Origin of the sequence: Nocardioides sp., from assembly GCF_035697785.1 — a bacterium.
In the GTDB taxonomy this organism is placed as follows: domain Bacteria; phylum Actinomycetota; class Actinomycetes; order Propionibacteriales; family Nocardioidaceae; genus Nocardioides_B.
The window spans coordinates 1-10,808 of record NZ_DASSCL010000025.1 but is presented as its reverse complement, the minus strand read 5'-3'; the positions used below and the strand labels follow the sequence as shown (position 1 = coordinate 10,808).

General features: G+C 68.3%; 10 protein-coding genes and 1 pseudogene. 8 read left to right on the top strand and 3 right to left on the bottom strand.

What is annotated here, in order from left to right; genetic code table 11:
- Positions 1–519: pseudogene (locus tag VFH10_RS03210) on the top strand (vitamin B12-dependent ribonucleotide reductase); the annotation flags it as partial.
- A 654-nt stretch (positions 520–1,173) separates the two neighbouring features.
- Positions 1,174–1,578: an ATP-binding protein gene (locus VFH10_RS03205; protein WP_325125865.1), complete on the top strand. Its 405-nt coding sequence runs from the start codon at positions 1,174–1,176 to the stop codon at positions 1,576–1,578.
- A 458-nt stretch (positions 1,579–2,036) separates the two neighbouring features.
- On the opposite strand, the gene VFH10_RS03200 is transcribed toward VFH10_RS03205, so the two are convergent.
- Both VFH10_RS03200 and VFH10_RS03195 read right to left on the bottom strand, forming a co-directional pair.
- Positions 2,037–3,536 carry a serine hydrolase domain-containing protein gene (locus VFH10_RS03200; protein ID WP_325125863.1) on the bottom strand — a complete coding sequence of 500 codons (1,500 nt, stop codon included), beginning with the start codon at positions 3,534–3,536 and terminating at the stop codon, positions 2,037–2,039.
- Positions 3,536–4,168, bottom strand: a complete 633-nt coding sequence (locus VFH10_RS03195) for a DJ-1/PfpI family protein (RefSeq protein WP_325125861.1) — start codon at positions 4,166–4,168, stop codon at positions 3,536–3,538. Before VFH10_RS03195 ends, VFH10_RS03200 begins: the two co-directional genes overlap by 1 nt.
- A 98-nt stretch (positions 4,169–4,266) precedes the next feature.
- Here VFH10_RS03195 and VFH10_RS03190 point away from each other — a divergent pair, with 98 nt between their 5' ends.
- From VFH10_RS03190 to VFH10_RS03165, 6 genes are all read left to right on the top strand, one after another.
- Positions 4,267–5,298, top strand: coding sequence for a GlxA family transcriptional regulator (locus VFH10_RS03190; protein ID WP_325125859.1), 1,032 nt, complete (start codon positions 4,267–4,269; stop codon positions 5,296–5,298).
- A 637-nt stretch (positions 5,299–5,935) separates the two neighbouring features.
- Positions 5,936–6,904 carry a PstS family phosphate ABC transporter substrate-binding protein gene (locus tag VFH10_RS03185; protein ID WP_325125857.1) on the top strand — a complete coding sequence of 323 codons (969 nt, stop codon included), beginning with the start codon at positions 5,936–5,938 and terminating at the stop codon, positions 6,902–6,904.
- Between the two features lie 155 nt (positions 6,905–7,059).
- Complete coding sequence (pstC, locus tag VFH10_RS03180; RefSeq protein WP_325125855.1) at positions 7,060–7,914, top strand: phosphate ABC transporter permease subunit PstC; 855 nt, start codon at positions 7,060–7,062, stop codon at positions 7,912–7,914.
- Positions 7,914–8,828 carry a phosphate ABC transporter permease PstA gene (gene pstA, locus VFH10_RS03175; RefSeq protein WP_325125854.1) on the top strand — a complete coding sequence of 305 codons (915 nt, stop codon included), beginning with the start codon at positions 7,914–7,916 and terminating at the stop codon, positions 8,826–8,828. The genes pstC and pstA overlap by 1 nt, the downstream gene beginning before the upstream one ends.
- A 137-nt stretch (positions 8,829–8,965) precedes the next feature.
- Positions 8,966–9,736, top strand: a complete 771-nt coding sequence (gene pstB / locus VFH10_RS03170) for a phosphate ABC transporter ATP-binding protein PstB (RefSeq protein ID WP_325125867.1) — start codon at positions 8,966–8,968, stop codon at positions 9,734–9,736.
- A 9-nt stretch (positions 9,737–9,745) separates the two neighbouring features.
- Positions 9,746–10,498, top strand: a complete 753-nt coding sequence (locus VFH10_RS03165) for a response regulator transcription factor (RefSeq protein ID WP_325125851.1) — start codon at positions 9,746–9,748, stop codon at positions 10,496–10,498.
- Between the two features lie 206 nt (positions 10,499–10,704).
- Here VFH10_RS03165 and VFH10_RS18345 read toward each other — a convergent pair.
- Positions 10,705–10,808, bottom strand: a 104-nt coding sequence (locus tag VFH10_RS18345) for an excalibur calcium-binding domain-containing protein (RefSeq protein ID WP_414689827.1), incomplete at its 5' end; no start/stop codon positions are given.

The window sequence follows — 10,808 nt, the reverse complement described above, 5'->3', positions numbered from 1 at the left end:
GTGATGGACGCCTTCTCGATGGCGATCAGCATCTCGCTGCAGTACGGCGTCCCGCTGGAGACCTACGTCTCGAAGTTCACCAACATGAAGTTCGAGCCGGCCGGTCTCACCGACGACCCCGACGTGCGGATGAGCCAGTCGATCATGGACTACATCTTCCGCCGCCTCGCGCTTGACTACCTGCCGTTCGAGACCCGCTCCGCGATGGGCATCTACTCGGCCGAGGAGCGTCAGCGCCAGCTCGAGACCGGCTCCTACGAGCCCATCGAGGACGTCGAGGTCGACCAGGGCTCCGTCGAGGTCGACGACACCCCGGCGGTCGAGCCCTTCGAGACCAAGGTCGAGACGGCCGCGGAGAAGCCCGCCCCCAAGGGCGCACACACGTCCGCCGAGCTCCTCGAGGCGATCACCGGCACGGCGGTCGACAGCCCGCTCTGCTTCACCTGCGGCACCAAGATGCGCCCTGCCGGCAGCTGCTACGTCTGCGAAGGGTGCGGGAGCACGAGCGGCTGCAGCTGAGGGTGGGTAAACCAGGGCTATCCCCCAACGGGGAATGCCAGCCGGAACGCAAACAGGAATCTGGGTAAACCAAGCACGATCCCCTGAGGCGAGTGACGACGAAGCCACGATCGATAACAACGCGACCCCGGCCCCTCAATCCGAGGGGCCGGGCCAGCGTGTGTTCGCGGCGAGCCAGATCGGTCCGGTCGTCACGCCTCGCGTGACACGCAGCACGCGCCTCGTCTCGGCGCGGCGGCACAAGCTCCTCGAGATCCGTCGGGTCGGGTGGGACGAAAAGCAGCCGGTGTTCCGCCCCATTCGGCACGCCTGGCGCGTCGAGGTGGCCCACGGCCGCCTGGGGCGCTCCCGCCGGTTGGCGAAGTCGTTCGAGAACACGACCAATTCGGCAACTGGCTGGCTTCAGGTCGCCTGCATCGCTACGACATTGCGTTACCTGTCCCGGGAACGAGCGCGGCGTCCAGCTGCCCGCGCAGCCTGAGCACGCTTCGCGCGAACCGCGCGCATCGCGGCACGAGAGTGCGTTCGGATTTCGAGTCGGTCGCTCCAGGGAGGGTGTCGAAATAGGGCGTACAGTGGTTTCGACGCCTTGGCAGCTGCCAAGACCCCGTTGAGTCCCGGCTGAACTCGGAACCTCTGAGATCGGGAAAGGACATGACGGGCACCGCACTGAACTGGTCGCATCAGACCAGACTTGAGGGGACACCGACGAGCGCGTCGGCAGCCCGTGCCTTCGTCTGCGAGCACCTCGTTGATCACCGGCTGTTGTACCTCGTCGATCCCGTCCGACTCGTGGCGAGTGAACTAGCAACCAACGCATTGGTGCACGCGCAGACCGCCTTCACCGTCACCCTGTCGCAAGCGAACGAAACGGTCATGCTGACCGTGCGAGACGACTCGGACGAGGCACCGGTCCGTGGTCCGCACCAGGTCATGCATGCGGACGGTCGCGGACTGAACATCGTGGCCTTGGTGAGTCTCGATTGGGGATTCAGTGTCGACGACGGGTCCAAGACGGTCTGGGCTTGCTTCGCCACACGTGAGGCGCGGTACGGCTGAGGCGCACACCGCGCATGCTGTGACGCGGGGCAGCGGGTTGAGCCGGACTAGCCGCCGGACGCTCGCGACAGATCCGAGTGAGCCGAGCCGCCCTCATCGACTGGATCACCTCTGTCGAAATTCACGACGAATGCGCCAGCCCGTACACCCACCGCTAGCCGTAGCCGCTGGGTGGGGCTCCGAACACCGAAGTTCCGGATGCGTTCCGGTCCTTTCACGGCAGGGTGCCCTCGCCGACGAGGTTGTCGTCGCACGGGTCAGCATGCATCGCCTTCCCGGCCTTGCAGCGCACTTTACGACGCCGACGCCGACGCCGGCGCCCAGCCGCACTGGCAGCCTGACTAAACGCCCTGACGAAGCACGCGGCACGCGGAACGCGGCATATCCGGACTTCTGGGCTCGGGGTCGCAGTCGGTCCATGGGTCGACGCGAGCGCTGGGACCTCGGACCCGGTGCCACTACCTGCGGTGGGCGAGGAGTTGGGTTCCGAGGTCGCTGGCGTCGTTGGCGACATCGGACAGGACGATGACGGCTTTGTGGCGGGGGCGGTCGAGGCCGAGGTAGGAGGCGTAGCCGCCGGTCTGTCCGGCGTGCGAGGTGATGGTCTGGCCGGTCTGCCAGGTGGAGATCTGCCAGAAGGCGCCGATGCGGGTGTTCGACTGGTCGGTGGCTGTGGTGGGCTCCAGGGCGGCCGTGCCGGGTGCGGTCCCGTCGAGGAGCGCGGTGGCGAGTTTGGCGAGGTCGCCGGTGGTGGAGACGGCGGCGGCGCCGGGTGCGTAGGCATCCATGACCCACGGCTGGACCGGGAGCCCGGTCGCCGATCTTCCACCGGCGACGAGTGCGTGGCCTTCTTCGATGGCGGTGTGCGACATGCCGAGCGGTTCGAACAGGCGGATGCGCATCAGGTCCGGGTAGCTCATGTGGGCTGCCGCCGCGACGGCCTGGCCGGCGGTGGCTGATCCCAGGGTGGAGTACGCGTAGTCGCCACGGTCACTCAGGTCCTGTGCCTTGGTCTCCGTGGTCATCTCCGCGCTGGTGGCGGTGAAGAAGTTTTGTCCTAGCGGGGCCTTCCAGGCTGCGCGGCGCAGGGTCGCGGCGCCGAACTCGGCGTAGCCGGAGGTGTGGGTGACGAGCTCGTGCATGGTGACGTTGCCGGCCGGTGAGCCGTGCAGCTGCGGGAGGTAAGTGGAGACGGGGGTGTCCATCCGGATCTCGCCGCGACGCACGGCGTCCGCGATGACCAGTCCGGTCATCGCCTTGGTCATGGACCCGACCTCCATGGGCGTGGTGTCGTCGGCGCCGATGCCGGCCAGCCGTACCGGCCGGGGTGCGTCTAGGTCGATCTCGGCTACGGCGAGATTGTGGTAGCCGGTGAGCATGCCCCAGCCGGCTTGCTGGTCGAGGTGCGTCAGGACCTGGGGGTCGCCGTTGCGAGCGGTGGCAAGGCTCGGGGCCAGCGCCCAGGAGGTGAGGGCCACGGTGGTTGCGGCCACCAGGACGGTGAGCAGGAGACGCCGGGAGGCGAGATAGCTCACGGCCAGGACCGCGAGCATGAGTAGCGCCTTCCAGCTGTCGTCGGCGTACTGGCCGTACCGGGCGCCGCTCACCGAGACCAGCACCATCGTGACGGGGATGCCGATCAAGACCGCAGCGGCCAGCACCTTTCCCGGTCGGCCACGCGCGAACCCGACGGTGTCACGGGCGAGCAGCGTCCGCAACGGCCGGCGACGAACCACGGTCTGGAACGCTGCGAGCAGGAGTACCCCGAGCAGGACGAGGCCCAGGAACCCCAACCAGGACAGGAGTCCGAGCACGACCCAGGTGGCCACGAAACCGACACCGACGACCACCTCGGCCATGCGGCGGCGGCCGCTGGGGGCCGGACGACCGGCCGGGGGTGCCTGGTCGGACGCGAGCGCGATACGCGTCTCGGGGAGAAGGTTCCGGGTCGGAGGCATCAGCTGCACCTTTGCGCGTAGTAGGAGCTCACGATCTCGCCGATCTCGGCGGGCGCTTTCGCCGGAGAGCCGGCGTCGTAGGGGGGTTGCGGGTCGTACTCCAATGCCAGCTGCACGGTCTGGGCGACGGCTGGGCCGTGGCTGAGGCCCAGCAAGGTCAGCGCGAGGTCGATCCCCGCGGACGCCCCGGCTGAGGTCAGCACCTTCCCGGCCCGGACCACCCGCCGCTCGCAGTACGTGATGCCCGCATCGGTCAGGCGCTGCGCCGAGGCCCAGTGGGTGGTGGCGGCCGTGGCGCCGGCGAGAGCGCCGGAGGCGGCAAGGTAGCTGGACCCGGTGCCGACGCTGAGAGTCCATGTCGTCGTCGGGTGCACGACGCGGAGCCACTCCACCAGGGTCGCGTCCGGGTCGCAGACGCGGTCGCTGCCGGGGACGACGACCACGTCGGCGGACGCGACGTCGGCGATGCCCGCGCTCGCCCGCAGCGCACACAGTCCCGTGTCGTCGACGACGGCGCCAGCCTCGGCGGCCACGAACACGCTCTCGATGCCCGGCGCCGCCACGAGAACCTGGAAGGTCCCGACCACGTCGATTGCGGTGAACCCCGGGTAGAGCAAGTGGGCGACCTTCATGTCTTCAGCGTGTGGCCGGGGTGAGTCACCCACAAGGACAGGTCGTTGACGATGTCGGCCATCGCATCGGCGGCGTACCTTCGACACATGGACCCCCGATGACCAGCTCGACGTACCCGCGGTCGAGCCAGCCGACGCTCGAGCCCACCGCGGAGCGGGACGTGGTCATCGTGACCTTTGATACCGCCCAGATCCTCGATGTCACCGGCCCGCTCGAGGTCTTCTCCAGCGCCACCCGGTTCCTTCCCGCAGTCCGCTACCGCACCCAGGTCGTGACCGCGCAGGGCGGCCCGGTGCGCGCCAGCTGCGGACTCGAGTTCGCCTCGACTCCGATCACCGACGTCTCGGGCCCCGTCGACACCTTGATGGTGGCCGGTGGCGCTGACATGGACGCCGTCGTCACCGATCGCGAGCTCGTGGACCACGTCCGACGGCTTGCGGCCGATGCGCGCCGCGTGACCTCGGTCTGCTCCGGGGCGTTCGTGCTCGCCGCGGCCGGGCTGCTGGAGGGGCGACGTGCAACCACCCACTGGGCCGAGTGCGGACTCCTGGACGACAGCTATGCCGACGTCACGGTCGATCCCGACGCCATCTACGTCCACGACGGCAACGTCTGGACCTCAGCGGGTGTCACCGCCGGCATCGACCTCACCCTTGCTCTCGTGGCCGACGACCACGGACATCGGGCCGCCGCCACCATCGCCAGGCAGCTCGTCGTCTACCTGCAGCGCTCCGGTGGTCAGGCGCAGTTCTCCGCACTCCTGGCCGGGCAGGCCGCCGACACCCAGCCCGTGCGGGACTTGCTGTCCTGGCTGCGCGACCATCTCACCGATGACCTCTCGGTGTCAGCACTGGCCCGACAGATCAACCTGTCCGAACGACAGTTCACCCGGGTGTTCAAGGCCGAAGTGGGTGCCACCGCGGCGGACCACGTCGAGGCCGTACGGCTCGAGTCCGCCTGCCGGTTGTTGGAGACCACCGACAGGACCATCGAACAGATCGCGAAGACCTGTGGCTTCGGCACGCCCGAAACCATGAATCGAACCTTCCGTCGCCGGCTCAGCACGACCCCCGGCGAACATCGCCACCACTTCCGAGACCCCGGCCGCCTCCCGTCCGCGACCGCTTGACGCGCTCGCCGCCGGGGAACCAGTTTGCGGCTGTCCCCAGACCGCAGATGTGCGCTCCAACCACCCACGAACGGCGGCATGAGCGACCGACACCGCCTCGCACGAGCGCCACATTTGGGACGTCGGTCGAGTGCGGGCCCTGGGCAGGACTGAGCATCGGCGCCGCAGGACGGCGCCAGTGGCGTCAGTTCGCGGGGTCCTCCGCGTCGCAGCAGTCGTGGGCCGGCGCCCGGCATGGCCTCGTCGGCTCTCGTGAGCACACCTGCCCAGCCATGCCGTTCAGGCTATTCCTGGTGGCACCCCCGACGGGGCGCGCGATACCGAAAGCGGCGCCTGGGCGGGGCCCCGGAGCCCAACGAACGCTTCCAGCGAGGGTGGTCACGGAGACCCACCGCTGGGCGTCGCCGCGCTCGTCAGATCCCCTCCCGGCGACCACACGGCTCCGCTGTTACCGGTGTAGCGAAGGGCGTGCTGGTAGTCGGCGTCACGATTCTGACCTTTCGTGACAGGAAGTGCCCGATTCTGTTCACTTTCCGTTCAAAGAGCGCGGGTCACGCATTCACTTCGCCTCCCTACGTTCAGGTGTTGTCAGAGACGTTCAGGCCGCAAGGTGCGGCCCACTTGAGAGGCACATTCAGTGAAGCGAATTCCCCTGAGGTACGCCGCCGCGCCGGCCGCGGTTGTTCTCGCGATGAGCCTTGCGGCGTGCGGTGGGAACAACGAGGCCGAAGCGGGCGGCGGGAGCGGCGAGGGTTCGGTCAGTGGTGAGGTGGTCGCGGACGGTTCATCGACCGTAGGCCCGCTCACCTCGGCAGCGGGCGAGCTGTTCGCCGAGGAGAACTCGGACGTGAACGTGTCGGTCGCGACGTCGGGCACCGGCGGCGGTTTCGAGAAGTTCTGCCAGGGCCAGACCGACCTGTCCAACGCGTCGCGTCCGATCGAGGACGAGGAGATCGTCATCTGCGAAGAGAACGGTGTCGAGTACACCGAGCTGCGCGTGGCGACCGACGCCCTCACCGTCGTCACGTCCGCCGAGAACGACTTCGTCGACTGCATCACCACCGAAGAGCTCAACAAGATGTGGGCCCCGGAGGCCGAGAGCACGGTCACCACGTGGAGTGACGTGAACCCGGAGTGGCCCGACGAGGACCTCGAGCTGTACGGGCCGGGCACCGACTCCGGCACGTTCGACTACTTCACCGACGTGATCAACGGTGAAGAGGGCGCCAGTCGGTCGGACTACAACGCCTCCGAGGACGACAACGTCATCGTGCAGGGCGTCAGCGGCTCCCCGAACGCGCTCGGGTACTTCGGCTTCACCTACTACGAGGAGAACGCCGACGCGCTCAAGGCCCTCGAGGTCGACAGCGGCGAGGGTTGCGTCGCACCGTCCGCCGAGACCGCCGGCGATGGCTCCTACACGCCGCTGGCCAGGCCGCTGTTCGTCTACGTCGCGAACAAGTCCTACGCCGACAAGCCGCAGGTCGCCGCCTTCGTCGACTACTACGTGGCCAGCGACGCCGACATCGCCGAGGCAGCGCAGTTCATCCCGCTCAACGAGGAGCAGTCGGCCGATCTCGAGGACGCCGCCTCGTCCCTCGGCTGACCAACCCGGAAACCCTTCGCAGTGAAAGAGACCCAGTTGTGACGCACACGGTCACAGACCCAGGGGGTCCGCCGAACCAGGCGGGCTCCCTCGGGGCTGACCCCACCCCGGTCCAGCTGACCCGGCCCGGTTCCCGCATCGGGGAACGGCTGGCGATGGTCGGCCTGTCCGGCGCCGCAATGCTGTCGGTGGCCATCACCATCGGCATCTTCTTCTCGCTGCTGGTGCCCGCCATCCGATTCTTCCGCGAAGTCCCCATCGGCGACTTCCTCTTCGGCACACGGTGGGCACCCACCTTCGCCGACGCCGACTTCGGCGTCCTTCCCCTCATCACCGGCACCCTGTGGACCACCGCGATCGGCCTGGCCATCGCGGTCCCGTTCGGACTCGGCGCCGCGGTCTACCTCTCCGAGTACGCCCACGAGCGGGTCCGCCGCATCCTCAAGCCGGTGCTCGAGGTGCTGGCCGGAATCCCCTCGGTCGTCTACGGCTACTTCGCTCTCTACTTCGTCGCACCGCAGCTGCTCAACGGCGTTCTCGGCATCGAGGTGGGCACCTTCAGCGTGCTGGCCGCCGGCCTGGTGCTCGGCGTCATGATCATCCCGACCGTCGCATCGTTGTCCGAGGACGCCATGTCTGCCGTCCCGCAGGCGCTCCGGCAAGGGTCGATGGCGCTCGGCGCGAACAAGATGCGCACCACCTTGCGGGTCGTCTTCCCCGCCGCCATCTCCGGCATCACCGCCGCCATCGTCCTCGCGCTTTCTCGCGCGGTCGGCGAGACCATGATCGTGGCCCTGGCTGCCGGCACGCGCGCCCAGATCGTGACCACTCCGACCGGGAACGGGCAGACGATGACCGGGTTCATCGCCCAGACCGCGACCGGTGAGAGCACCCCGGGCACCCTGACCTACAACACCCTCTTCGCCGTCGGGCTGCTGTTGTTCCTGCTCACCCTCGCGTTCAACCTCTTCGCCGGCGTCATCGTCCGCCGCGTCCGGGAGGTGTACTGATGACCAGCATCGGCGCACTCGTTCGACCCGCCTCCGACGGCAAGGTCAACCTCAAGGCCGACCGGCACGGTGACCGCAACGGCCGGTCCATCGTCTTCCTGCTCGCGCTCTGGTTCTCGCTGGCGTTCTCCGTGCTCTGCCTCGCGGTCCTCATCATCGACGCCTTCATGGATGGCGCGGTCCGCCTCGACGCGAACCTATTCACCCGGTACACCTCCCAGGTGCTACCCGAGACTGCGGGGGCGCGGGCCGCCATCCTCGGCTCAGCCTGGGTCATCGCCGTCACCGCGGTGCTCGCCATCCCGATCGGCGTCGCGGCCGGGGTGTACCTGGAGGAGTTCGCCGACGGACGCCGTTGGTACAACAAGCTGATCGAGGTCAACCTGACCAACCTCGCCGCGGTCCCGGCCATCGTCTACGGCATGCTCACCGCGGGCTTCGCGCTCGCTATCGGACTGGAACGGCGGGTGGTCCTGGCCGGCGGCCTCGCGCTGGCGCTGCTCATCCTGCCCGTCATCATCATCGCCACCCGCGAGTCGCTGCGGGCAGTCCCGCGTGAGATCCGCGACGGCTCCCTCGCACTCGGTGCGACACCGCTGCAGACGGTGTGGCGGCAGACCCTGCCGGCAGCGGTCCCCGGCATTGCCACCGGTTCCATTCTGGCGCTGTCCCGGGCCCTGGGCGAGGCCGCACCCCTTCTGCTGCTCGGCGGGCTGGTGTTCGTCAACTACGACCCGGACGGACTGATGTCGGGCTTCACCACCCTGCCCATCCAGATCTTCAACTGGGCCTCCCAGCCTCAGCTGGCCTTCCAGCAAGTCGCATCCGCGGCCATCATCGTCATGCTGGGGCTTCTGCTCCTCATGAACGCGGTGGCCATCATCATCCGCAACCGATTTCAGAAGCGTTGGTGACCACCATGGCCTCCTACTCCACCTCCCAAGCCGTCCTCTCGGGGCCCGGCCCGCAGGGCACCGCCACTCTCGACGGCGCGATGTTCTCCCCGACCGGTGCCGGGGGACGCGACATCCGCATCCAACCGGACCCGGTCATGGCCTGCGAGAACGTCAGCGTCTACTACGGCGACTTCCGCGCCGTCACCGACGTCACCCTGCCCTTCGGCAAGCACGAGATCACCGCCCTCATCGGCCCATCCGGCTGCGGCAAGTCCACCCTGCTCCGGTCCCTGAACCGGATGAACGACCTCGTCGAAGGCGCCCGCGTCGAGGGACGCGTGACCTACCACGAACGCAACGTCTACGACCGCGACGTGGACCCCATCGCGGTGCGCCGCCACATCGGCATGGTCTTCCAGAAGCCCAACCCGTTCCCGAAGTCCATCTACGACAACATCGCCTACGGCCCCAGGTCGACCGGCATGAAGGTCACCAACATGGACGACCACGTCGAGGAATGCCTGCGCCGCGCCGCCTTGTGGGACGAGGTCAAGGACAAGCTCAAGCAGTCCGCCTACGGGCTCTCCGGTGGGCAGCAGCAGCGACTGTGCATCGCGCGTACCCTGGCCGTGAAGCCGGAGGTCATCTTGATGGACGAGCCGTGCTCGGCACTGGACCCCATCGCCACCGCCCGCATCGAGGACCTGATGGTCGAGCTGCGGGAGGACTACACCATCATCATCGTCACTCACAACATGCAGCAGGCCGCCCGGGTCGCGGACCGGACCGCGTTCTTCACCGCGCGCGCCGACGAGACCAGCGGCAACCGCACCGGTCTGCTGGTCGAGTTCGACATGACCAAGAAGATCTTCACCCAGCCCAGCGACAAGCGCACCGAGGACTACATCTCCGGCCGGTTCGGGTAAGGAGCCACGATGTCGGTCGGCCAGGTGCGGGACGAGCCGCCCTCATCGCCACGCTGGGCCCTCGCCCGGGCCACCGACGAGCGATGGACACGCTCGGTCGGCATTCAGTTGCTCATCGTCGACCCTGACGACAGCGCCCGCGACGCTGTCACCGCCGGCCTGGGCGCCGAGGGGGTCAGCGTCACCTGGTGTACCAGCGCCGTCGATGGCCTCATCGCCTACGGGCGACTGGACCCCGACGCCGTCGTCGTGACTCCGTTGCTGGACGAGGTTGGTGCGTGCGAGTTCGTGAAGGCGGTCAAGCGGCACGACGCCCGACTCGTACTCGTCGGGTTGGACGCGAGCGCCGCTGATGCCGTCGGGCCGCTGTTCCTCGCCGGTGCCGCGTCGGCAGTGGCCCGCCCCTACCAGGCGGACGAGGTGATGGAGCGCCTGGTCTCGCACACCCGCGACATGGACTCGCGGGCGCGCATTGCCTTCGGTGACATCGAGCTCGACCCGCGTGCGTTCGAGGTGCGCGTGTCGGGTCGCCCACTGGAGGGTGTGCCGCTGAAGGAGTTCGAATTGCTCCGCGTCCTGATGCTCAACGCCAACAGCGTCGTGTCGACCGATACCATCCGCGATGCGCTGTGGGGCAACGTGAGCCAGGCGCCCTCGTCGAACGCCGTCGCGGTCCATGCGGCCCGGCTCCGCACCCGGCTCGAAGGTCACGCCCGTCTCACACGCGTCCGCGGCCGCGGTTACCGCCTCAGCCACGACTAGAGCCGGCGTCCACCCGACAGTCTCGGGCAGACAACTGTCGGGCTGTCGGGCTGTCTGGTTGTCAGGCTCAAACGTTGACGCCGGGGTGACGCAGGCCTCCAAATGCACACTGGAAGGCGTGCAGGCCGAGGGGTGGGCTGCGTCGGAACTCGACGTGAGCCGGTTCGTTGTGTTGCCCGTGGTGTCTGCTCGGGCGGGAGCCGAGGTCAGTGCTTCTCGCAGGCGACGCCGTCCTTGTCCAGGTCGAGGCTGCCGTTGTGGTGGAAGAACGAGTCCCAGTCGACCGGAAGTGCATGCTCCGGCCGAGCGC

What these genes read in the sequence shown, in the direction of transcription:
- VFH10_RS03205 (WP_325125865.1), top strand. Translation starts at nt 1,174, where the DNA reads ATGACGGGCACCGCACTGAACTGGTCGCATCAGACCAGACTTGAGGGG.
- VFH10_RS03200 (WP_325125863.1), bottom strand. Translation starts at nt 3,536, where the DNA reads ATGCCTCCGACCCGGAACCTTCTCCCCGAGACGCGTATCGCGCTCGCG.
- VFH10_RS03195 (WP_325125861.1), bottom strand. Translation starts at nt 4,168, where the DNA reads ATGAAGGTCGCCCACTTGCTCTACCCGGGGTTCACCGCAATCGACGTG.
- VFH10_RS03190 (WP_325125859.1), top strand. Translation starts at nt 4,267, where the DNA reads ATGACCAGCTCGACGTACCCGCGGTCGAGCCAGCCGACGCTCGAGCCC.
- pstC (WP_325125855.1), top strand. Translation starts at nt 7,060, where the DNA reads ATGGTCGGCCTGTCCGGCGCCGCAATGCTGTCGGTGGCCATCACCATC.
- pstA (WP_325125854.1), top strand. Translation starts at nt 7,914, where the DNA reads ATGACCAGCATCGGCGCACTCGTTCGACCCGCCTCCGACGGCAAGGTC.
- pstB (WP_325125867.1), top strand. Translation starts at nt 8,966, where the DNA reads ATGGCCTGCGAGAACGTCAGCGTCTACTACGGCGACTTCCGCGCCGTC.
- VFH10_RS03165 (WP_325125851.1), top strand. Translation starts at nt 9,746, where the DNA reads ATGTCGGTCGGCCAGGTGCGGGACGAGCCGCCCTCATCGCCACGCTGG.